Genomic DNA, 22061 nt, shown 5'->3' with positions numbered 1-22061 from the left:
ATGTCCCTGGCGGTCCGCGTCATCCCCTGCCTCGACGTCGACGGCGGTCGGGTCGTCAAGGGCGTCAACTTCAAGAACCTGCGCGACGCCGGCGACCCGGTGGAGATGGCGAAGGTCTACGACGCCGAAGGCGCCGACGAGTTGACGTTCCTCGACATCACCGCCTCCTCCGGCGACCGCGAGACCACGTACGACGTCGTCCGCCGCACCGCCGAGCAGGTCTTCATCCCCCTCACCGTCGGAGGCGGGGTGCGCACGCCCGAGGACGTGGACCGGCTGCTGCGCGCCGGTGCCGACAAGGTCGGGGTGAACACGGCTGCGCTGGCGCGTCCCGAGCTGATCAGGGAGATCGCCGAGCGGTTCGGCCGCCAGGTGCTCGTCCTCTCCGCCGACGCGCGCCGCACGCGGGAGGGCGCGCAGACGCCCTCGGGCTTCGAGGTCACCACGCACGGCGGCCGCCGCGGCACCGGCCTCGACGCCGTCGAATGGGCCGCGCGGGCCGCCGAGTTGGGCGCCGGGGAGATCCTGCTCAACTCGATGGACGCGGACGGCACCAAGGACGGCTACGACGGGCCGATGATCGAAGCCGTCCGCGCCCGGGTCGCGATCCCGGTGATCGCCTCGGGCGGCGCCGGACGCCTCGCCGACTTCCCCGAGGCGATCGACGCGGGCGCCGACGCCGTACTCGCCGCCTCCGTCTTCCACTTCGGGGACCTGCGGCTCTGCGAGGTGAAGCGCACCCTGCGGGAGTCCGGCCACACGGTGCGCTGAGTCCGTCCCTTTACCAGAGGCCCGCGCGGTTCAGCGACTGCGGGCAGTGCCGGTACGCCTCCTCGATCTCGACGAGCAGCGCCAGCTTCGGGCGCGTCCCGCGGACGGCCATGGCCTCGAAGAACGGCGCGTCCGTGAGGAGGCGTGCCCGGCCGTTGACCCGCAGGATCTCCTTCTCGCCCGGCACCAGATGGAGAAGGCCCACGTGCGGGTTCTCCAGGATGTTGCGGAAGCTGTCGCCCCTGCGGTTGCCCGGGCGGTCCGGCAGGGCGAGCGTCGCGGGGTCGAGGACGTGGACGAAGCCGGGGTCGCCGCCGCGGGGCGACGCGTCGCAGTTGCCGGCGGCGTCGGCGGTGGAGAGCAGGCAGAACGGGGAGCGCCCGAGGAACTCCGTGTCTGCGGTGCCGAGACGGGGCTGCACCTTCTCGATGACGATGGGGTGCGGGGTGCCGAGCAGCTCGGTCAACTCCTCCTCGGAGCGGAGCTCCGCGTATCCCTCGCCGAGGTGCGTCGCGGGGGCGGTCGTCGGGGCGTGGGGCATGGGCGCTCCGTGGGTCGGCGGGGAAGGGGCGACGAGCGATGGCCTGAAGCCGCCCTACCCGGTACTGATGTTAGGCTCACCTTACTTGTCGGGATGAAGCAGCTTCCGGACGGCATCGCCGTGCGGAGATGGGGACGGTGGTGGTCGAGTTGCCGCTTGAGTCCCGTTCCGTCTCCGCCGCCCGTTCCGAAATACCCGCACAGGGCGAGACGTTGGACTCCGCCGCCTCCTCCGGTGGCCTCGCCGCCGGTCCGCGCGGCCCGGGGCGGTCGGCCCGGTTTGCCGGTCTCCCGCTCCTCGTGGCAGCGCTCGTCGTGATGGTGTCGCTCAGCCTGGCGATCGGTTCAGGCCAGGCGGGCATGGACGACGTGTTCCGCACCTTCTTCTCGCCCGACGCGGCCGACCGCGCCCAACTCGTCGTGCACGAGGTGCGGATACCGCGGACCGTGGCCGGACTCCTCGCCGGCGTCGCGCTCGGTCTCGCCGGGGCCGTCATGCAGGGCGTCGCCCGCAACCCGCTCGCCGATCCCGGCATCCTCGGTGTCAACGCCGGCGCCTCGCTCGCCGTGGTCTTCGCGCTCGGGGTGCTCGGCCTCGGCGGCTCCTCGCAGTACATCTGGTTCGGCTTCCTCGGGGCGCTCCTCGCCTCCGTCCTCGTCTACGGCATCGGCTCGCTCGGCAGGGACGGTGCGACGCCGCTGAAGCTGGCGCTCGCCGGTGCGGCGACCACGGCGGCGCTCGGCTCGCTCACCACCGCGCTGCTCCTCACCGACAGCCGCACCTTCGACCAGTACCGCTTCTGGCAGGTGGGATCGCTCACCAGCAGGGACCCCGAAGTCCTGTGGCAGGCGCTGCCGTTCATCGTGCTCGGCACTCTCCTCGCGTTCGGGCTCGGCCCGCAGCTCAACGCCCTCGCGCTCGGCGACAACCTCGCCCGCGGCCTCGGCCAGCGGGTCGGGCTCGCCCGCTCGGGGGCGGCCGCGGCGGTCGTGCTGCTCTGCGGCTCCGCGACCGTCGTCGCCGGGCCCATCAGCTTCGTCGGCCTCGTCGTTCCGCACGCGGCGCGGCTGCTCACCGGGCCCGACTACCGGTGGGTGCTGCCGTACAGCGCGCTGCTCGCGCCCCTCCTCGTGCTCGGTTCCGACATCGTGGGGCGGCTCGTCTCCGGCGCCGGCGAGGTGCAGGTGGGCGTCGTGACGGCGGCCGTCGGTGCGATCCCGTTCGTGGTGCTCGTGCGGCGCCGCAGGCTGGCGGAGCTGTGAGCGGCGTCCGCGCGCCCGAGCGCGCTCCGACGGCGGAGGCGGTGCGCCGCGTCGCCTCGGTGAGGCGTGCGGGCAGGGCGCGCTGGGCCGGCGTCTCCCTCACTCTGGGGGCCGCCGCCGTCGCCGCCTTCTGCGCCGCGCTCGCGTACGGGGACGCCGTGGTGCCGCTCGCCGACGTGGTGGGTGCCCTCTTCGGCGCCGACGCGGGGGGAGCGCACTTCATCGTCGTCGAACTGCGACTGCCACGGGCCCTCGTGGGGCTGCTCGTCGGTGTCGCCTTCGGGCTCGCGGGCGCCGTCTTCCAGGCGCTGTTGCGGAATCCGCTCGCGAGCCCCGACGTCATCGGCGTCAGCCAGGGCGCCAGCGCGGCCGCGGTGCTCGCCTCGATCGGCTTCGCGGTGAGCGGACTCGGGCTGTCGCTCGCCGCGCTCGGCGGCGCCGTTGTCGCCGCCGTCGCCATCTACGCCCTCGCGTGGCGGCGCGGGGTCTCCGGCTACCGGTTCGCACTCATCGGGATCGGGCTCGGCGCGGGGCTCTCCAGCATCACCTCCTACCTGATGACCAGCTCCCGGGTGACCGAGGCGCAGGAGGCCCTGGTGTGGCTCACCGGCAGCCTCAACGGCAGCTCGGACGCGCAACTGTGGCCGCTCGTCGCCGCGTTGGCGGTGCTGCTGCCGCTCACCGCGGCGGCGGCGCGGGCGATGGGGCCGCTGCAGCTCGGCGACGAGTCGGCGGCCGGCCTCGGTGCCCGCGTCGAGCGGAGCCGCCTCATGCTGCTCGGCTGCGCCGTCGGGCTCGCGGGCGTCGCGACGGCCGCGTCCGGGCCGCTCGGGTTCGTCGCTTTCGTCTCGGGGCCCGTGGCCAGGCGGCTCACCCCCGGGCAGGGCGCCGCGCTGGTGCCGTCGGCGCTCGTCGGGGGAGTGCTGGTGCTCGTCGCGGACTTCGTCGCCCAACACCTGCTGTGGTCCGACCAGTTCCCCGCCGGCGTCGTCACCAGCCTCATCGGGGCGCCGTACCTGCTGATACTGCTCGCCCGCGCGAACAGGACGGGGCACGGCGGATGACGGAGCAGAACCGGGGTGCCTGCCCCCTGCGGAACGGAAAGGTACGCGGATGAGCGCCGAACACTCGCTCACGGCGAAAGACGTACGGGTCGGCTACGACGGGCACGACGTCGTCAAGGGCCTCGACCTCGCGGTGCCGCCGGGCCGCGTGACGATGATCGTCGGCCCCAACGCCTGCGGGAAGTCGACGCTGCTGCACACCATGGCACGGCTGCTCACCCCCGCGTCCGGCTCCGTCCTCCTCGACGGGGAGAGCATCCACGCGCTGCCCACGCGGCGGGTCGCCTCGCTCCTCGGTCTGCTGCCGCAGAGCCCGGCTGCGCCAGACGGCATCACCGTCAACGACCTCGTGGGGCGCGGCCGTTACCCGCACCAGGGCTGGTTCCGCCGCTGGACGCCGGAGGACGACCGCGCCGTCGCCGAGGCGCTCACCGCGACCGACGTGCTGGAGCTCGCCGACCGGCCCGTCGACTCCCTCTCCGGAGGGCAGCGGCAGCGCGTCTGGATCGCGATGGCGCTCGCGCAGCGCACCGACGTCCTCCTCCTCGACGAGCCGACGACCTACCTCGACGTCAGCCACCAGCTCGACGTCCTCGACCTGCTCACCGACCTCAACCGGGACCGCGGCACGACCGTGGTGGCGGTGCTCCACGACCTCAACCTCGCCTGCCGGTACGCCGACCACCTGGTGGCGATGCGCGACGGGCGGATCGTCACGGAGGGGAGCCCGACCGAGGTGGTGACGGGGGAGCTCGTCAGCGAGGTCTTCGCGATGCGGTGCACCGTCGTTGACGATCCGGCCTCCGGCACCCCGATGATCGTGCCGATCGGCAGGCACCGGTGCGCACCGGTCGTCGAGGCGGCGGCTTCCCTTCCACGCAACTCTTCAGACAAGGCAAGGTCATGAACACACGCCACACCAACCGCCGCATCCGCGGCCTCCGCACCGGCTCGGCGGTCGCCGTCTCCGCCGCCCTCCTCGCCGGGCTCACCGCCTGCGCGGGCGAGGACGCAGACGCCGGCTCCGGCGGGGGCGGCGAATCGGGGGGTGCCTTCCCCGCGAAGGTCGCCACCAAGTTCGGCGAGGTCACCGTCGAGAAGAAGCCGAAGCGTGTGGTGGCGCTCGGGTGGGGCGACGCCGAGACGGCGCTCGCCCTCGGCGTCCAGCCCGTCGGCGCCAGCGACTGGCTGGAGTTCGGCGGCGACGGCGTCGGGCCGTGGGCGAAGGGCGAGTACGACAAGAGCCCGCAGCTCATCGGGACGTTGGAGCCGGAGTACGAAAAGATCGCCGAGCTCCAGCCGGACGTGATCCTCGACACCAAGTCGAGCGGCGACCGCAAGCGGTACGACACGCTCAGCAAGATCGCGCCGACCGTCGGCGTCCCCAAGGGGAGCGACCAGTACCTCACCCCGTGGGAGAAGCAGACCGAGATGATCGCGAAGGCGCTCGGTGTGAAGGAGAAGGGCGCCGAGCTCGTCGCCGACACCGAGAAGAAGTTCGACGCCGCCGCGAAGAAGCACCCCGAGTTCAAGGACAAGACCATCACCGTGGGCTCCCGCACCAGCGAGGGGTACGGCGCCTACGTCAGGGGCGCGGGACGCGTCGACTTCGTCGAGCGGCTCGGCTTCAAGAACAGCCCCGCGGTGGAGAAGAAGGCGGGCAAGGACTTCTCGATCACCGTGTCCCGGGAGAACCTCGACCTCCTCGACGCCGACCTCACGGTGATGGCGCCGATCGGGATACCCCCGAAGAAGATCAGCGACGATCCGCTCTACCGCGCCGTGCCCTCCGTGAAGGACGGGCGCTCGGTGGTGTTCAAGGACGGTGACATGCTCGGCAAGGCGTTCGCCACCGACTCGGTGCTCTCGGTCGTCTACGCCCTCGACGAGGTGGTGCCGGTCTTCGCGGACGCGCTCGACGGCGACTCCTGACGGGCAGCGCCGGAGCCCTCAGGACTTCGCAGGCCGCGCACGTACGTGGATGCGCTCGCCCTGCGGGCCGAAGAGCGCAAGGAACTCCGTCGGCCGGCTGCCGCCGTTGCCGAAGCCGTGCGGGGTGCGGGTGTCGAACTCGGCCGCCTCGCCGGGGCCGAGGACGAGGTCGTGCTCGCCCAGCGCGAGGCGGAGGCGCCCGGAGAGGACGTAGAGCCACTCGTACCCTTCGTGCGTGCGCTGCTCCAGCGGCAGTTGGCGGCGGTGCGGCTCCTCGGGCGGAAGGATCTGCTTGTAGGCGTGGAGCCCGCCGAGGTGCCGGGTGAGCGGGATGTACGTGCGGCCGTCGCGGGTGAAGGGACGGGGGCGGATGCGGGGGTCCCCCGTCTCCGGGGCGCCGACGAGTTCGTCGAGGGGGACGCCGTGCGCCCGCGCGAGAGGCAGCAGCAGTTCGAGGGTGGGCTTCCGCTTCCCCGCCTCCAGGCGCGACAGCGTGCTCTGCGAGATCCCCGTGGCCTCGCTGAGCTGGGACAGCGTCGTCCGTTGCGCCTTGCGGACCTCGCGCAGGCGGGGGCCGACACCGGCGAGGAAGCCGGTGAGTTCGTCGTCGCTCATGGGTCCAATTGCCGCTTCGGCAAGAAGGTTTGTCAAACGCCGGAGACCGGTCCGACGATGGCGCACACCTGACCCGAGCGGTACGGCGCCGCCGGGACCCGACGCTTGGGAGGCAGCGATGACGGACGAGACGACAGGGCCCGAGACCGCAGAGGAAGTCTGGGACACGCGGTACCGCGAGAGCGGGCGCATCTGGAGCGGTGAGCCCAACGCCGCGTTCGTCGAGGTGGTCGGGGAGCTCCCCGCCGGGCGCGCGCTCGATCTCGGTGCGGGCGAGGGCGGCGACGCGGTGTGGCTCGCCCGCCGCGGCTGGCGGGTCACCGCCGTCGACATCTCGACCGTCGCGCTGGAGCGGGCCGCGGGGCACGCAGCGGAGGCCGGCGTCGCCGAGCGGATCGACTTCCTCCACCACGACCTCGCCGTCTCCTTCCCCGAGGGCAGTTGGGACCTCGTCTCGGCGCAGTTCCTCCACTCGATGGTGGAGATGCCGCGCGAGGAGATCCTCCGCCGCGCGGCGTGCGCGGTCGCGCCGGGGGGCGTCCTGCTCGTCGAGGGGCACATGGGGTTCCCCTCGTGGCAGCACGACCACCCGCAGGACCTCCACTTTCCGACGCCCGAGGAGGTCGTCGAGTCGCTTCGGCTTCCCGAGGGAGCTTGGGAGGTGCTGCGGAGCGAGGAGCACGTGCGTGTGCAGAAGGACCCGGAAGGCGTTCCGCGTGAGCGGACCGATGCGACGGTGCTGGTGCGGCGGCTCTGATCCGGGGTCGGGTGGGGTCGGCGGTATGGCCGGTCGCGGCTGCCGGGGCGGTGATTTCCCTCCGGCCTGCTGAGGGCGCTGGGATGCTGCGGTGTGAGGAGCACGCGTCCGTAGTGGTGCCGAAGGCATTCTGCGGGTGCTCCGGTGCGGCGGTGGTGGCTTTCGGTGGGTGGTGTCTGACCGGGGCGTCGGGGGAAAGGCTTCGTTGCTCCAGGCGGTAACTCGCGTGGGGAGCCGCCGAGTTGGCCGGGGTTTGGCCGGTTCGTCGTGCTCCGGTGGAGGCGAGGATGCTGGGATGCTTGTCGGTGTGCCGGTGCCGTCCGTCGGGCGCGGTCGGTGTGTAGTCCGTGGGCAACTCGTCGGCGCGGCAACGGATTTGGGCAGGGGCAGCGGTAAGCCCCCGACGTGCGGGAGGCCGGGGTGCTCGCGTTTCCGGGCGCTCAGGGGCGCCGCTGTCCCTGCCGCGTCGAGTACGCGTCGAGGGGACGGCTCAGAAGAACGCCCTGTCACCGAAGTTGTTGACGGCGAAGTAGTACGTGTCCTTGGCCTTGAGGCAGTTCTTGTGCCGGGACGAGGACTTGTAGGTGGCGTCGCAGAGGCGCTTCATCTCCGTACGGAAGCGGCCGTCGATCCAGTTCTTCGCCTTGCGTGTGGGGCTGAGCTTCAGCTTGTGCGCGGAACCGTAGTTGCGGTAGCCGAAGTCGTGCTGGACGCAGGCGGGGCGGAAGACCTCGTTGAAGGGCGTGAGGCCGGCCGGGACGGAACAGCCGTCGGTGGTCCAGTCGAAAGGGGCGACGTGCCGGGCGCGCGCGAACTCCTGGTACGTGAGGTTCATGATCCGGTCCGCCTGCCGGCGCAGCGAGGCGTCCCCGGCTTGCGGGTTCAACGGTGCGGCGCCGGCCGTTCCCGTGCACGGGCCGACGAAGACGGCGGCTGCGGCCAGGGTGACGGCGGTCGTCGAGAGCTTGGTGCCCACGGTTCCTCCGGGTCGTCGTGCGGGTGCTTCGGACCTGGGAACGAGGCGTGCCTGCGGTGGTGCGGTGGGTCCACCCGAAAGGGGAGGGGCGCGGGACGTGCGGGCGCCCGGTGCACGCCCCCTGCTCGCGCCTGGGCGCACGTTGCCGGGAGTGGGACGCGGCGGGCTCGGCGGGGTCCGCTGCCGTTGCGTTGTGCGTCTGCGGGGGGCCGGGTTGCCGTTTCGGTCGGCACCGGTTGCCGGTGGCTTCCGCGGCGCCCGGTGACGTCAACGCCGGTCGCAGCGGTGTGAGTTCGGCGGAGGCAGAGGCCGCCCGCCGGGGACGGATAGCGGCGTGATCGTTCGGGCACGCGGTGTCAGTGCCCTCTGCTCTACTGGAGTCCGGAGGATGAGGACGAGTGGGGGAGAGGTCGGGGCATGCGTGCAGTAGGGGTGCGGGGGATGCCGCCGGTGTGCCTTCGCGGGGAGTCGAGGCGGCCGTGGTGAGCCCCCGCCGCCGGCCCCGTCCGCGTTACGGCCCGCGTCGGCGTCCGCCGCCGCGCCGGTACGGGCCTCGCTCTCGGCCCCGGCCGCACCCCCGTCCTCGGTATCGGCGCCCTCGGTACCGGCCCGGCCCTCGAACCGGCGGGCGGCGGCCGGGCTTTCGCTTCCAGGAGCTCGCGCTCGCCGCTGTTGCTCTCCTCTTCGCAGTGGCGGTGTTGCGCGCGGTCGTCGAGTGGCTGCTTGCGCACTGGTGGGTGCTGCTCGTCGCCGCTGCCGTTGCCGCCGCGGTCGTGGCTGCGCGTGCGCGGTGGCAGCAGTCCGCCGCGGGGCGGGGCGGCGGGGCCCCGGAGGCGCGCTTCGACCTGCCCCGTATCGACGCCCTGCACCACGGGGAGTTCGAGGAGGCCGTACGCGACCTGTTGTTCCGCGACGGCTGCGCGGACGCGGTACGCACGGGCGGCCGCGGCGACCTCGGCGCCGACGTCGTCGGCACCGATCCGTCGGGCCGTCGCTGGGTGGTCCAGTGCAAGCACCGCAGCGCCGGAGCGTCGGGCTCCGCGATCGGCACCCCCGATCTGCAACGCCTCAACGGCACCGCTCGTCCGGTCCACGGCGCGGACGTGGTCGTCCTGGTGACCAACGGCCGCTTCACCCAGGACGCCAGGACGTTCGGCCGCTCCCAGGAGATCCACCTCGTGGGCCGCGAGCTCCTCGCACGCTGGGCGGGCGGCACCTGGCCGTTATGGTGGCTCCTGCCCCAACTGCCGGGGCAGCGGGGGCCGTCCGCGAGATGAGGCATCGGCGACGCCCGGGAGGCTCCACGCCCGCCGCGGAGGAGCCTGTGAGACCTCTGCCGTGCGGGGGCGGACGGCTCGTGCGTGAGCAGCCGGGGGACTGAGCCGCTGCCGTGCCCGCGGTGTCCGCTCGTCGGCTACCGCCTCAGGGCGGGGTTCCGCTGGAGCGGCGTGTCGAGGCATGCCTGCGGAAGGCCGGGCACCGCTGCCGGCAACTCGACGCCCCCCGAAGGGATTTCGGCGATCCTCAGCCAAGCACCGCGCCGACCGCCACTCCCACCGCCACGACTGCGAGCAGGCCCAACGCAAGGAGCCGCCCCCGACCTCGCACGGCCGGATGCATCTCCATCGGGGGGCCGGTGTCACGGCCTGTGCGTCGGCGGCTCCGGTACACGGCCTGCTGAGCGAGGAGGAACCCGGAGAGCAGCACCATCAAGATGGCGCGAAACCAATGGCCGTCCACCGCCGAGAAGACACCCGCGAGGGGTAGGACGGCCCCCAGAGGAAAGCCGTCATCCACCGCCACCAGCGCTGCTCTCGCAGATCACCGCCGACCGGTTGCGGCCAGCCGCCTTCCGGCGCCCGGGGCTGCGGCCTCCCCGAGACGGCGTACCCCGCCAGTGCCCCGGCGACGGCGCCGCCCGCGAACGCCCACGCCGGCTCGACGCCCCACATGCCCGGCTCGACGATCGTGCCGAGGCCGAGCCCTCCGCAGAGCCCGAACCCGGCGGCCCAGGCGAGGCGTTGAGCTGTGCCGACGCGGTCGCTATCCGGCATGGGAGCCCGTGTCGTGCTCGTACCGGCCGGGACGGAGCGCGAAACCCACCCGCACTGCGGCCTCGACCGACACACGGCCCGGGACGAGATCCCCGGGCGCCGGGTTCCGCCGTCCGTCGAAGCCCGCGGGGCGCGGCTCCGAAACCTCCTCGACGTGGAGCACGGGACCCAGCGCCGCGCCCGCCGCCTCGGCGTAGAGCCCGGCCTTGGCGCGCGCGTCACGGACGGCGTCCTGCCGTGCCGCGGTGAGGAGTCGGGACCTGTCGAGGACATCGAAGGCGACATCCTCGACGAGGACGGCAGAGACGCCGACGGCCCCGGTGAGGAACGGTTCAAGCGAGCCGGTGTCCGGGAGCGGCGCTGCGACGTCGGCGTGGCAGCGGTAGCCGAGAAAGGTACGGCGCCTGTCGCGCCACTCCCAGTCGGTGCGCAGCTCCAGTTGGGAGACGGAGACGTCCTCGTCGCGAGCTCCGTGCCGCCGCAAGACGGCACGGAGCTCGCCGACGGCCCCGCGCGCGACGTCGAACGCCGCGGACGGGTCGTTCTCCGTCACGTCGACTGCGAGCCGGACCCGTACCAGATCGGGAGGGGCCGAGGCCGTCGCGGTACCGAGGACGACGACGCCCCACGGTTGGTCAACTCTCGTGTCCATAAGGGGAGTCAAGCACGCAGCACGCGCACGTGGCCGGAGGATGGGTCAGGGCGGCCGGGGAGGCGTCAACTTTTTTCGGCGGAGTTGGCTGATCCCACGGACGCAGCCGGCGTTTCTCCGTGCCGCATACCGAACCGAGGTACTCGTCCGGGATGGGCGGTCGGGAGGCCGCCAACCTCCGTACCCGCTGCGGAGTTGGCCGATCTGCGCGAAGTCACGTGTGCTTCTTCGTGCGCCGCCATGAGGAGGGCCGTACGTGCGCGAGGCGCAATGGCGCGGCAACTCCGCCCTCGAATCGACGAGTTGAATACGCGACGAGCCGTCGGCGCAGCAAGCCCGCCCGACGGAGGCTAGCGCCCGAGGGGGCGCCGGCCTCGTCACGGACGAGGCTCTGCCGACCTGTTTACACCCGCCGGCGCCCCCCGCTAGCTTTGCCCGGCACATGCTCCGCGCCGAACGGCACCGTGCCGAGGCCGGGGCGCCCGTACCGCCATGCCCCTCCGATGTCCCCCACCGTACGGAGAGATCATGCGCCGCAGACTTTTCCTGCGCACCCGGGCCCGCAACGGGCCGCTGCGCCTCGCCGTTGCCCTCGCCATGCTCGCCGCCACCGTCCTCCTGGGCGGCTCCGCCGCCGGTGCCGCCCAGGCGCCGCAGGCCGCCGACGGCTGCTACACCTGGGACGAGGAGCTCTCCCAGGGCGCCAGCGGCGACGCCGTCACCCAGCTACAGATCCGCGTCGGCGGCTATCCGGCCTCGGGCGAAGTCCTCGCCGTGGACGGCGAGTTCGGTCCCGCGACGGAAGCAGCCGTCGAACGGTTCCAGAGCGCGTACGGGCTGTCGAAGACAGGGGTCGCCGACACGGAGACCTACGAGCAGATCTATCAGCTCCAGGACGACGACTGCTCACCCGCCCACTTCGACTTCGCGGAGCTCAATAGCTGCAACTCCGACTGGAGCGGCGGCGCCGTCGGCGCCGAGGAGGCCAAGTCGAACGCCCTGCGCACCATGTGGAAGCTGGAGGCGCTCCGCCACGCACTCGGCGACGAGCCCATCACCGTCACGAGCGGTTTCCGCTCCACCGGCTGCAACGACAGCGTCGGCGGCGCCCCCGACAGCCGCCACCTCTACGGCGACGCGGCCGACCTCGTCTCCGACAACCACACCCTGTGCGAACTCGCCCAGGCGGCCCGCGACCGCGGATTCCACGGCATCCTCGGCCCCGGCTACCCCGGCCACGACGACCACGCCCACGTCGACCACCGCAGCAGCCAGTACTGGGACGCGCCTGACTGCGGCATCTGACCCACCCGCCCCGGGCTGGGAGAGCCAACCGGCCTCCCGGCCCGGGCTCACCATGCCCGGGTGCCTTCCGCGACGCGGCCGTCCCGCTCGGCCGCGTCGCCGGCCCGTCCACCCTCAACGCCCGCAGCACACAAGCACAATGACCGCACGTACCCGGCCCCTCCATGCCCTGGTGCACCCGCGGGACCTTGACTTCCCCCGCGTTGCGGACCCAACGGTTGCTTGGTTGCCTCGAAGGGAGTGCCGTGACCGTTGCTGCTCCGGACAGCAGGGCGGCTGCCGAGGCGCAACTGACGCGGGCAGGCAAGCCCTTCGAAGCCGCGGTGGAGACGTACGGGGCGTACCGATGCGGGTCTTCCGCAACCGGTACGGCTCCCTTCCCCAACTCCCCGACCGTGCACGGCAGTACGGCGCCACCGAGTACCTCGTCAGCGACTCCGCCCGGTTGACGTTCACCGAACACGCGGCAGCCGTGGCGCAGTCGGCTCGTGTCCTGTGCTCGAGCTCATCGAACGGGAACGCATCACCAACTTTGGCGCCGTCCCCACGATGGCCAACCGCCTCCTCGCGCGGGGCGACCTCTCCCTCTACTACCTCTCGTCTCTCACGACCCTCTCCCTCAACTCGGCCCCCTCTAGCCCGCCCTCCTGGGCGAGGTCCGCGACAGGCTCCCCGGCCTCGCGGCGCTGCCCGGCGCGAGCTACGGCCTCACCGAGTCGAGCACGGCGGCGACCTTCGCCGGCCCGGCCGAGCTCGCGCGGGACCCGTCCAGCGTCGGCCGCCCTGTCGTCAACACCGAGGTGGAGGTGCGCGACGCCGCCGACGCCCGCGTCCCCGACGGCACGGAAGGCGAAGTCTGCCTGCGCGGACCGCAGATGACGCTCCGCTACTGGAGGGTCCCGCGAGCGACCCGCGAGACGCCCCGGACGGCCGGCTGCGCACCGGCGACCTGAGCACCATGCGGCACGGTCTGCTGCGTATCAGCAGCAGGCGCTCCGACCTCATCCTGCGCGGCGGCGAGAACGTCTACCCGGCCGAGGTGGAGGCGGTCCTCGACGCCCCCCCCGGACGTCGCCGAGTGGCGGTGCTCGGTGACCGCGGTACGGCTGGTGTGCCCTTGCGCGGTCGTCTCGACCGCGCAGAGCCTCGACGAGATCAGCGAATGGGGCGAGCGCGCCTCGCGCCCGCTGTCGGCGTCCTTCGGTATCCGCCGCCACCTGCTGCTGCGGCGTCCCTGGTCGCCTTCGAAGAGCGGGCGTCTGCTTGGCGACGTGGACGATGACGCCATGGACCCGGCGGCGCCTCCGCTCCGGACGTCTTTCCTCTGGACCCCACCGGTCAGGCCGGGAGGCAAGCACGACATGTCCGCCGTCCGCACCCATTGCCTACTCGACGTCCTCGAAACGGTGACCGGCGGCGGTGGACTGCCGACTAACGCCGACACCGGGTATCGACTGGACTCTAGAAGAGGTCGCGAACTGAGCGGGACAAAGCGCTGGCGAGGGCGATCACGTTCTCGCGGTACCAACCGGTTCGCTGATGAAAGTCTTCATCGGAGACGAACTCCGTCACGGCGCTGGTGAGGCTGGCGTAGATCACATGTAGTTGAGCGAGCGTGAACACATGCTCTGCACGGTGGTTCGCTTGGCTCACTCGACGTGCCTTTGCAATGACAGCCGGGACTTCTTCGCTCGGGCTGCCCACAGTGAATCGCACTACCTCATCCCGCGCGCTCCCCTCGGTCACGAGACGAAGACACTCTTCCATGACGGACGCCTGGGCAGGGCTCAACGTCACAGCAAAGTGCCCATCGTCCTGTTGCGCGATCAGCACCCGGGCTCTCAATTGGACTGATACCTTCCTGAATTGAAGCTGGATTCGGACATGTGATAGGCGTGGATTCGGTACGCGGTCTGCACAATCAGCACTCCATCGCCGTTGGCATCTCGCCGGCTCCCATCGTAAGTGACCTGCGCGCCCGTCTTTGTGTCAGTGTGAGTCATCCGGCCTTCGTACGTCGAAAGATACTTGGCCAGCTCTTCGGCGTTCGTCCCGATTCCCGCGAGCGAGTGGGCCGGGGCGCTGGGCGAGCCATCGTTCATCCGTTGGACGTCGTGATCTACACCGTCCGCCACGCGATTCCCGTACTTCTCGTCAAGGGCGTCGTACGTGTCATCGTCGATGCCACATCCCTGAAGACCGAGGGGGTCCAACCAGTTGAGCGGGTTGAGGATATAGCTGTGATGGTTGAACGCTGGCAGCAACCCCAGTGGGTCTGAGGTCAGATACCGCGCCGTCTCCGGATCGTAGTACCGGAAGTAGTTGTAGTGGAGGCCAGTTTCCGGGTCCGCGTATTGGCCGGGGAAGCGGAGGGGGCAGCGCACCGTGGATTGGGGGGTGGGGAGTTGGGTCCCCCAGAGGGTGGTGCGGAATTGCCAGGCGAGGTCGCCGTCTGGGGTGAGGAGTTCGGTGGGGGTCCCTGTCAGGTCCGTGACGACGGGGTGGAGCGTGCGGTCCTTGAGCAGGGGGTCGCGGTTGGTTTGGGCTATCGGGCGGTGGGTGCCCGGGGCGTAGTCCCACGTGAGGGTGGTGCCGTCGGGGGTGGTCTCCTCGGCCAGGCGGGTGCCGTCCCAAGTGAACGTGAGTGTTTTGCCGTTGGGGTCTGTCTTGGATATGCGGCGGCCGAGGGGGTCGTACGCGTAGCTCCAGGTGCCGTCGGGGGTGTCGGCGGTGCGGAGGCGGTCCTCCGCGCTCCACGTGTAACTCCACTGTCGGCGTTGACCGTTGAGAAGGTGGCGTGTGGCGGTGGTGCGGCGGCCTGCTGCGTCGTTGGTGTAGTGGGTGTGGCCCGCTCTGTGGATCAGCGTGCCAGTGATGTCACGGTCGCCGGGGGAGTGGTGCGCGGGCGCGTCCGCATGGGACTGGTTGCCGGCGGCGTCGTAGGCGTACTGCTCCGTCCACCCGTGGGCCTGGACGCCCGTGACGCGTCCCACGCGATCCAGGGCGAACTGGCGGGTGCCGGAGGTGAGTTCGCGGATCTCGGTGACGTAGCCGTCGGGGCGGTAGGCGTACGTGCGGTGCTGAAGGATCTCCTCCCCTGCGGCACCGATGGTCTGCCGGGTGAGGCGTCCGGTCGCGTCCCAGTCCTGGGAGAGCGTTATCGACGAGGTCAGTTCGCGGTGTGTCTCGCGGCCTGCCGCGTCGTGGGTGAAGGAGAGCGAGCCGGCGTCCGTGGTGAGGGAGAGCGGCTGGTTGGCCGCGTCGTATACCCAGGTGGAGGTGTGGCCGGAGGGTGTCCTACGTCGGGTGCGGCGGCCGGCAGCGTCGTAGGTGTGAGAGACCGTGCGGCCGTTCGTCGTTTCGCTCACTACTCGGCCCAACGCGTCGCGCTCGAAGCGGAGTTCGGCGTCGGGGCTCATGGCGGATATCAGGCCGCCAGCGGAGTCGTAGGTGAAGGTGGTGCGCTCGTCGGTGGACTCGTCGAGCTGCTCGACGACGCGGCCGAGGGCGTCTCGGATGTAGCGGAGGGTCTGACCCTCGGCGTTGGTGCGGGCGAGGAGTTGCCCTGCCGCGTCCAGCTCGTACGTCAACGTCGCGCCGTTGAAGTCCTGTTCGGCCGTGAAGCGTCCGGCTGCGTCGTAGGTGTACTTCCAGTGCAGGCCCTGTGGGTTGGTGACGCTCGTCAGGCGGAGTTCGGTGTCGTAGGTGAACGCGTACTCGGCGCCGTCGGGGTCCGTGCGGGTGGCGGGGAGGTCGAAGTGGGTGTGGGTGTGGCGGGTGGTGTTGCCTGCCGGGTCGGTGTGGGCGACGAGGTTGCCCTCGCCGTCCCAACTCCAGGTCTCCTGGGCGCCGTCGGGGTGTGCGCGCCAGGCCGGTTTGCCTTCGATCGTCCAGCCGTAACGGGTGGTGTGCCCCAGTGGGTTGGTCAGAGCGGTGGGGCGGCCGTGCGGGCCGCGTTGGACGCGGGTGGTATTCCCTAGGGCGTCGGTGAGAGCCGTAGGGAGGCCGGCCGCGTTCGGCGTGACGGTGGTGGTGTGGCCGAGCGGGTCGGTGAGGGCGGTGAGGTGGCCGGCGTCGTTGTAGGCGTAGCGGGTGACTGCGCCTGTGGGGTCGGTGGTGGTGGTGCGGTTGCCGTGGTCGTCGTAAGTGTGGTGCCACACACCGCCGTTGGGGTCGCTGATCTGAAGCGGGAGGCAGTCGTCGTCGTGGACGGCGGTGACGGTGCTGCCGTCGGGGCGTTCGATCCGGACGACGTTGCCGAGATCGTCGTAGGAGTAACGGGTGGTGCGGCCCAGCGGGTCGGTGACGGTCACGGGGTGGCGGTTGGCCTCGTCCCATTCCGTGCGCGTCGTATGGCCGAGGTTGTCCGTTTCGGCGACGACCTTGTACGCCTCGTTGTAGACGTAGATCGACTCATGACCCTGGGAGTCTGTGTAGCGGGTGGTGCGTGCCGCCTCGTCGTAGCGGAAGCGCCCGGAGTAGATGCCGTCGGGGCCGACGGTGCGGAGGACACGGCCGCGGTGGTCGTAGACGTAGCCGAAGGCGGTGCCGTTGCGGTCGTGCCACGAGGTGATGCGGTGGTGGTCGTCGTAGCGGAAACGGAGCGGCTCGCCCGTGGAGTTGATGACCTGGGCGAGGTTGCCGGCCGCGTCGTAGGCGTAGGAGACGAGGGTGGTGCCGCGCTCTGCGTTCTCGCCGTGGAGCAGGCGGAGACGGACGATGCGCAGGAGTTGGGGATCGGTGTCGACGGCGACGCGGTAGCCGCCGGAGTGGGTGACTTCGCTGGGTGCGCCCTGTGCGTCGTAGGTGAAGGTGACGCGGTTGCCCGCCCGGTCGGTGATCGCTGAGAGGGCCAGTTCCTGTCCACCGATGGGAAGCCGTGTGAAGTGCAGGGTGCGGTTGCGCTCGGGGGCGCTGATCGTCATGGAGCTGTCCGGCTTGCCGTCCCACGTCAGCGGCCAGCGTGGCCCGCTGACGGGGAAGGTGGGCACGTCGGGCTCGGGGACGGGGTAGCTGAGCACCATGCCGTCGTCGGCTATGTAGACGACGCCCTTGTCGTCGAGCTCCAGCCGTTGGTCGAGCGTGCCGGCCCAGGTGGGTCCGTACCAGCCGCCGCACGGATGCCCCGAGACGTAGTGCCGTTCCAGCACGAGCGGCAGGACGCCGGGGAGTTCGACGTCCGTCTCCGAGGTGAACATCTCGCCGGTGGCGGCATCGACGGGCTCGTTGAGGCCCGGCTTTTCCTTGCTGCTCTTGTCGTTCTTCTGCGGTTCCCCGTCCGCGCGCTCGCGTCCGCTGCCGTTGCGGCGAAGCCCCCGCTCGCGGCCGGCCAGCCGCTGGGCGGCGTTCTTGGCGGCAGTGGCGCCCTTGCGTGCGCCGGCGCCGCCCCCGGTGGCGAGTGCGAGCAGGAGGTCGGGGGTGAGTTGGCCGGCCGCGCGCGACGGATTGCGTTGCCATTCCTCCCAGCTGACGGCGGCTTTCGCGAACTCTTTGGGGTGCTCCTGCGCGTAGACGACGCCGTCGGCCATCCCGGCGAGCTGCATCGACCAGCCGCCGAAGCCGTCTTCGACAAGGTACTCAGCCTGCTTGCCCCAGCCGCGTAGCGCGTTCCCGGCCCCGTAGAGGAAGTCCCCTCCCTCTTCCTGGAAACGTGCGTATCCCTTGGGTGCGTCGGGCGCGCTCTCCGCCGCCGTCTCCAACTGCTTCTTGGAGATGTCGACGACGCCCTGAAGCTCCTCCTCCAAGGTGTCCAGACGCCGGTAGCACTTCTCCAACGCGGTGACGCCCGGGTCCTCGCTCGGAGGCTTGTCCGGAAGGTCTTCGTCCTTGCGCTCGACGGCGGCGTTGTACTGCGTCACCTGGCGCGCGTAGGCGCGGGATGCGGCACGGGCCGTGTCCGCGTCCTCGATGATCGGCTTCACCCGCTTCTGGACGGACCGCAGCTTGTCGGCGTAGGCGTCCAGCGCGTTGGCGGCCGAAATGAAGTACTTCTGTGCCGCCTTCAGTTCCCTCGGCAGCGCTCTGACGGAGTCCTCGAAGGAGGCGGCGGCTTCGCCCGTCCACGGCATCCGCACGAGGACGGCCAGCTTTTCCCTGCCGTCGTGGAACGCCCCCGCGTAAGCGCGGAGTTTGACGACCAGATCGTCGAGCTTGCCGGGGTCGCCGATGATGACGTCGCTGGGCTCGGCGTGCGGAGGGAGCCGTTCGACGGAACCGGGTGAGGCACCCTCTGTCGCGTCCTTCGAGGTCATGCGGGAGGCGCTTCGGCATTCTCGTCCTCCCAGTCAAGGACGCGGTCCTTACCCAAGCGGCGGACTCGAGGCTCCTTTTCTGGCTTGGGCTGTTCCTCCCACTGCTCCTGAAGGCTCTTCGGTGCTGAGTCGAACTCCGGCCGATGACCTTCTTCCCACACCTCGAGACCGTGGTCACCGACGGGCAGTTTGGCCATGTTGTCCGCGGTGGGGGAGAAGTCCTTGATCCGTAGCATGTCGGCCGTCATGTATGCGGAGAGCACCTGCCGCAGTGTCTCGATGATGTCCTCGGTGTGCTCGGCGATGCGGCCCATGCCGTAACCCCATCCCGAGAGCATGTCCTTGGCAGGCTTCTCGATGTCGATCGTGGCCGCGTAGTCGATGTTCTTGGCCAGCGTTTTCCAGTCGTCCTTGATCTTGTGCGCCGCCACGACCGACTCCTCCAGCGGCTTCATGACCTTTCGGACCTCGGATATCTGCACCGCATAGCCGTCGCCGGGCGCCGGCGCCTTTCCGTCGCCCGACGCGTCCTTGCCTTCGTCCGTCACGCCGACTCTCCCCGTGTTTCGGCCACCTCAGGCCCCGTCTCGGAGAGCCCCGCCGACGCCGCGGCGACTGCCGCGTCCAGCACGAAGGGATGCGGCCCCAACGGATCGACGAGTGCGCTGACGCCCTCAGGCAACAGCTCCAGCACGTCCTCGGCGCTGGTGGACGCCCACTCGCATGCGCCCGCGAAGAGGGCAAGCTCTTCCCAGGACGTGAAGACCGGCACCATCGGCCCTTCCACCGTCTCCGAGACGAAGAAGCCGGGATGCTCGGGACGTCGGAAGTAGAGCCGTAGAGAACGCAGTTGAGCGAGACGCTCCGCCGAGGTCATGCGCGTGACGGTCTCCTGCTCCACCAGCTCACGCAGCGACATGCCGCCCCTCCCCGTCGCGCCACCGTGCGGTCACCGCAGGCAGTTTGGCACATGCGGGCGACCGGGCGAGGGGGCATGACCTTCGGTGCGGATGCCTCACGGCTCACGCTCGTCGTCGCCGACCGATCACCGCTCTCGGCCCTGCCGGCCCGCTCGTCGGAACCGTCCCTCGCGGGCGCCGCTCCAGCCACCGCGCCCCCGGGCAGAGCGGGGACGCACGCAGCGTGCCCCCTCAGCTCTTCCGCACCGCCCGCAGGTACTCCCGGTTCATCGCCGCGATCGACGGGAGCGGGATGCCCTTCGGGCATGCGGTGGCGCACTCGCCGGCGAGGGTGCAGCCGCCGAAGCCCTCGGTGTCCATCTGGTCGACCATGTCGAGGACGCGGGTCTCGCGTTCGGGGGCGCCCTGCGGCAGCGAGTTGAGATGGTTGACCTTGGCCGAGGTGAAGAGCATCGCCGCGCCGTTCGGGCAGGCGGCGACGCAGGCTCCGCAGCCGATGCACTCGGCGTGCTCGAAGGCGGTGTCTGCGGCGTCCTTGGGCACGGGGGTCGAGTGGGCCTCGGGGGCGCTGCCCGTCGGCGCCGTGACGTAGCCGCCCGCGCCGATGATGCGGTCGAAGGAGGACCGGTCCACGACGAGGTCCTTGACGACGGGGAAGGCCGCGGCCCGCCACGGCTCGACGTCGATCGTGTCGCCGTCCTCGAAGTGCCGCATGTGGAGCTGGCAGGTGGTCGTCGGCTCGGGACCGTGCGCCTGACCGTTGATGACGACGCCGCACGCGCCGCAGATGCCCTCGCGGCAGTCGTGGTCGAAGGCGACGGGCTCCTCTCCGCGGTCGGCGAGCTCCTCGTTGAGGGTGTCGAGCATCTCCAGGAAGGACATCTCCGGTGCGATGCCGTCGAGTTCGTAGGTGGCCATGGCGCCGCGGTCCTCGGGGCCGCGCTGGCGCCAGATCCGCAGGGTGAGTCTCACTTGTAGCTCCGCTGGGTGGGGTGTACGTACTCGAAGGCGAGGTCCTCGCGGTGGAGTACGGGCGGGGCGCCGCTGCCGGTGAACTCCCAGGCGGCGGCGTAGGAGAAGGCGTCGTCGTCGCGTGCGGCCTCGCCGCCTTCGCTCTGGCTCTCGACGCGGAAGTGGCCGCCGCAGGACTCGGTGCGGTGGAGCGCGTCGAGGCACATCAGTTCGGCGAGTTCGAGGTGGTCGGAGACGCGGTTGGCCTTCTCCAGCGACTGGTTGAGCTCCGTGCCGCTGCCGGGGACGCGGATGCGCTCCCAGAACTCGCGGCGGAGCTCGGGGATGCGCTCCAGCGCCTTGCGGAGGCTCTCCTCGCTGCGGGCCATCCCGCAGTCCTCCCAGAGGAGTTCGCCGAGCTCCCGGTGGAAGGAGTCGGGGCTGCGGTCGCCGTTGTTGGACAGCAGGTGGTAGAGGCGGTCCGTGACCTCGCCGACGGCCTCGTGGACAGCCGGGTGGTCGGGGTCCACCTCGTCGTGCGGGTGGCGGGCGAGGTAGTCGCCGAGGGTCGCGGGGACGACGAAGTAGCCGTCGGCGAGGCCCTGCATGAGGGCCGAGGCGCCGAGCCGGTTGGCGCCGTGGTCCGAGAAGTTGGCCTCGCCGATCGCGAAGAGCCCCGGGATCGTGGTCTGGAGGTCGTAGTCGACCCACAGACCGCCCATCGTGTAATGGATCGCCGGGTAGATGCGCATCGGCACCTCGTACGGGTCCTCCGCGGTGATCCGCTGGTACATCTCGAAGAGGTTGCCGTACTTCTCCTCGACGGCCGGCCGGCCGAGGCGCGCGAGGGCGTCGGCGAAGTCGAGGTAGACGCCCTGTCCGCCGGGGCCGACCCCGCGGCCCTCGTCGCAGACGCTCTTGGCCGCGCGGGAGGCGATGTCGCGCGGGACGAGGTTGCCGAAGGCCGGGTAGCGGCGCTCCAGGTAGTAGTCGCGCTCGTCCTCGGGGATCTCGGCGGGCGGGCGGGTGTCGCCCGCCTGCTTCGGCACCCAGATGCGGCCGTCGTTGCGGAGCGACTCGCTCATCAGGGTCAACTTCGACTGGTGGTCGCCGGAGCGCGGGATGCACGTCGGGTGGATCTGGGTGAAGCAGGGGTTGGCGAAGTGGGCGCCGCGGCGGTGGGCGCGCCAGATCGCCGTCGCGTTGGAGTTCTTCGCGTTGGTGGAGAGGTAGAAGACGTTGCCGTAGCCGCCGGTGGCGAGGACGACGGCGTCGGCGAGGTGGGTCTCGATCCGTCCGGTGACGAGGTCGCGCGCGACGATGCCGCGTGCCCTGCCGTCGACGACGATCAGGTCGAGCATCTCGGTGCGCGGGTGCATCTCGACGGCGCCGGCCGCGATCTGGCGGGAGAGCGCCTGGTAGGCGCCGAGCAGGAGTTGCTGCCCCGTCTGGCCGCGGGCGTAGAAGGTGCGCGAGACCTGCACGCCGCCGAAGGAGCGGGTGTCGAGGAGGCCGCCGTACTCGCGCGCGAAGGGCACGCCCTGCGCGACGCACTGGTCGATGATCTCGACTGAGATCTGCGCCAGCCGGCGGACGTTGGACTCGCGGGCGCGGAAGTCGCCGCCCTTGACGGTGTCGTAGAAGAGCCGGTGGACGGAGTCACCGTCGTTGCGGTAGTTCTTCGCCGCGTTGATGCCGCCCTGTGCCGCGATGGAGTGCGCCCGGCGCGGCGAGTCCTGGTAGCAGAACTGGACGACGTGGTAGCCCTGTTCGGCGAGGGTGGCTCCCGCGGCCCCGCCCGCGAGCCCGGTGCCGACGACGAGCACCTTGTACTTGCGCCGGTTCGCCGGGTTGACGAGCTTCGCCTCGAAACGCCGGGTGTCCCACTGCTCCTGGATGGGGCCCGACGGCGCCTTGGTGTCGGCGATCGGCTCTCCGACGCGGTACTGCGCGTACGGGGGGAGGTCGGCACGCGCCGCCTGCGTGGTGTGGTCTGCTGCGTCGGGCATG

At 71.1% G+C, this 22061-nt stretch carries 21 protein-coding genes; 9 read left to right on the top strand and 12 right to left on the bottom strand.

All coding sequences use genetic code 11. The features are described from left to right. Complete coding sequence (hisF, locus tag F603_RS0109365) at nt 1-771, top strand: imidazole glycerol phosphate synthase subunit HisF (RefSeq protein ID WP_019545750.1); 771 nt, start codon at nt 1-3, stop codon at nt 769-771. 10 nt (nt 772-781) lie between these two features. Here the strand turns inward: hisF and F603_RS0109360 are convergent, their stop codons facing one another. After that, on the bottom strand, nt 782-1312 hold the full coding sequence (locus F603_RS0109360; protein WP_019545749.1) for an MSMEG_1061 family FMN-dependent PPOX-type flavoprotein: 531 nt from the start codon (nt 1310-1312) through the stop codon (nt 782-784). Between the two features lie 128 nt (nt 1313-1440). Between F603_RS0109360 and F603_RS0109355 the strand changes: the two genes are divergently transcribed. The 4 genes from F603_RS0109355 to F603_RS0109340 are packed head-to-tail and all read left to right on the top strand — an operon-like array spanning nt 1441 to nt 5570. Then, nucleotides 1441-2574: a FecCD family ABC transporter permease gene (locus F603_RS0109355; protein ID WP_425426961.1), complete on the top strand. Its 1134-nt coding sequence runs from the start codon at nt 1441-1443 to the stop codon at nt 2572-2574. Continuing rightward, nucleotides 2571-3638 (top strand): FecCD family ABC transporter permease, encoded by a 1068-nt coding sequence (locus F603_RS0109350; protein WP_019545747.1) that lies wholly within the window; start codon nt 2571-2573, stop codon nt 3636-3638. Before F603_RS0109355 ends, F603_RS0109350 begins: the two co-directional genes overlap by 4 nt. A gap of 49 nt (nt 3639-3687) precedes the next feature. Next, nucleotides 3688-4545 (top strand): ABC transporter ATP-binding protein, encoded by an 858-nt coding sequence (locus tag F603_RS0109345; RefSeq protein ID WP_019545746.1) that lies wholly within the window; start codon nt 3688-3690, stop codon nt 4543-4545. Further along, nucleotides 4542-5570 (top strand): iron-siderophore ABC transporter substrate-binding protein, encoded by a 1029-nt coding sequence (locus F603_RS0109340; protein WP_019545745.1) that lies wholly within the window; start codon nt 4542-4544, stop codon nt 5568-5570. The genes F603_RS0109345 and F603_RS0109340 overlap by 4 nt, the downstream gene beginning before the upstream one ends. Nucleotides 5571-5588: 18 nt before the next feature. Here F603_RS0109340 and F603_RS0109335 read toward each other — a convergent pair whose 3' ends face one another. Next, nucleotides 5589-6185 carry a helix-turn-helix domain-containing protein gene (locus F603_RS0109335; RefSeq protein WP_019545744.1) on the bottom strand — a complete coding sequence of 199 codons (597 nt, stop codon included), beginning with the start codon at nt 6183-6185 and terminating at the stop codon, nt 5589-5591. Nucleotides 6186-6303: 118 nt separating this feature from the next. Here F603_RS0109335 and F603_RS0109330 point away from each other — a divergent pair, with 118 nt between their 5' ends. Further along, nucleotides 6304-6942, top strand: a complete 639-nt coding sequence (locus F603_RS0109330) for an SAM-dependent methyltransferase (protein ID WP_019545743.1) — start codon at nt 6304-6306, stop codon at nt 6940-6942. 490 nt (nt 6943-7432) lie between these two features. Here F603_RS0109330 and F603_RS0109325 read toward each other — a convergent pair whose 3' ends face one another. Beyond that, nucleotides 7433-7918 (bottom strand): phospholipase A2, encoded by a 486-nt coding sequence (locus F603_RS0109325; protein WP_019545742.1) that lies wholly within the window; start codon nt 7916-7918, stop codon nt 7433-7435. Nucleotides 7919-8607: 689 nt separating this feature from the next. Between F603_RS0109325 and F603_RS0109320 the strand changes: the two genes are divergently transcribed. After that, on the top strand, nt 8608-9195 hold the full coding sequence (locus tag F603_RS0109320; protein ID WP_019545741.1) for a restriction endonuclease: 588 nt from the start codon (nt 8608-8610) through the stop codon (nt 9193-9195). A 432-nt stretch (nt 9196-9627) separates the two neighbouring features. On the opposite strand, the gene F603_RS35065 is transcribed toward F603_RS0109320, so the two are convergent. After that, nucleotides 9628-9972 (bottom strand): hypothetical protein, encoded by a 345-nt coding sequence (locus F603_RS35065; RefSeq protein WP_158678630.1) that lies wholly within the window; start codon nt 9970-9972, stop codon nt 9628-9630. Continuing rightward, nucleotides 9962-10624 (bottom strand): SIMPL domain-containing protein, encoded by a 663-nt coding sequence (locus F603_RS31890; protein WP_019545739.1) that lies wholly within the window; start codon nt 10622-10624, stop codon nt 9962-9964. Before F603_RS31890 ends, F603_RS35065 begins: the two co-directional genes overlap by 11 nt. 528 nt (nt 10625-11152) lie before the next feature. Here F603_RS31890 and F603_RS0109305 point away from each other — a divergent pair. Then, the gene (locus F603_RS0109305) at nt 11153-11929 is read left to right on the top strand and encodes a D-Ala-D-Ala carboxypeptidase family metallohydrolase (protein ID WP_019545738.1); all 777 of its coding nucleotides are present in this window, start codon (nt 11153-11155) and stop codon (nt 11927-11929) included. Between the two features lie 647 nt (nt 11930-12576). After that, nucleotides 12577-12882, top strand: a complete 306-nt coding sequence (locus F603_RS36495; RefSeq protein WP_211231069.1) for an AMP-binding protein — start codon at nt 12577-12579, stop codon at nt 12880-12882. Here F603_RS36495 and F603_RS35540 read toward each other — a convergent pair. The 7 genes from F603_RS35540 to F603_RS0109270 all read right to left on the bottom strand — a co-directional run bounded on the left by F603_RS35540 (nt 12816) and on the right by F603_RS0109270 (nt 22060). Then, the gene (locus F603_RS35540; RefSeq protein WP_211231053.1) at nt 12816-13217 is read right to left on the bottom strand and encodes a hypothetical protein; all 402 of its coding nucleotides are present in this window, start codon (nt 13215-13217) and stop codon (nt 12816-12818) included. The genes F603_RS36495 and F603_RS35540 overlap by 67 nt on opposite strands. Before the next feature lie 173 nt (nt 13218-13390). Further along, nucleotides 13391-13762, bottom strand: coding sequence for a hypothetical protein (locus F603_RS0109295; RefSeq protein WP_019545736.1), 372 nt, complete (start codon nt 13760-13762; stop codon nt 13391-13393). Between the two features lie 8 nt (nt 13763-13770). Further along, nucleotides 13771-18180, bottom strand: coding sequence for a DUF6531 domain-containing protein (locus F603_RS0109290; protein ID WP_019545735.1), 4410 nt, complete (start codon nt 18178-18180; stop codon nt 13771-13773). Continuing rightward, entirely contained in the window at nt 18177-18728 is a 552-nt protein-coding gene (locus tag F603_RS0109285; protein WP_019545734.1) for a hypothetical protein, read from the bottom strand. Before F603_RS0109285 ends, F603_RS0109290 begins: the two co-directional genes overlap by 4 nt. Beyond that, complete coding sequence (locus tag F603_RS0109280; RefSeq protein WP_019545733.1) at nt 18725-19099, bottom strand: SseB family protein; 375 nt, start codon at nt 19097-19099, stop codon at nt 18725-18727. The genes F603_RS0109285 and F603_RS0109280 overlap by 4 nt, the downstream gene beginning before the upstream one ends. A gap of 232 nt (nt 19100-19331) precedes the next feature. Further along, nucleotides 19332-20072 carry a succinate dehydrogenase/fumarate reductase iron-sulfur subunit gene (locus tag F603_RS0109275; protein WP_019545732.1) on the bottom strand — a complete coding sequence of 247 codons (741 nt, stop codon included), beginning with the start codon at nt 20070-20072 and terminating at the stop codon, nt 19332-19334. Continuing rightward, nucleotides 20069-22060, bottom strand: coding sequence for a fumarate reductase/succinate dehydrogenase flavoprotein subunit (locus tag F603_RS0109270; protein WP_019545731.1), 1992 nt, complete (start codon nt 22058-22060; stop codon nt 20069-20071). Before F603_RS0109270 ends, F603_RS0109275 begins: the two co-directional genes overlap by 4 nt. Nucleotide 22061: the final 1 nt, after the last annotated feature.

Source organism: Streptomyces sulphureus DSM 40104, from assembly GCF_000381025.1.
GTDB classification, from domain to species: Bacteria; Actinomycetota; Actinomycetes; order Streptomycetales; family Streptomycetaceae; genus Streptomyces; species Streptomyces sulphureus.
This window is presented reverse-complemented; position numbering and strand designations above follow the sequence as displayed.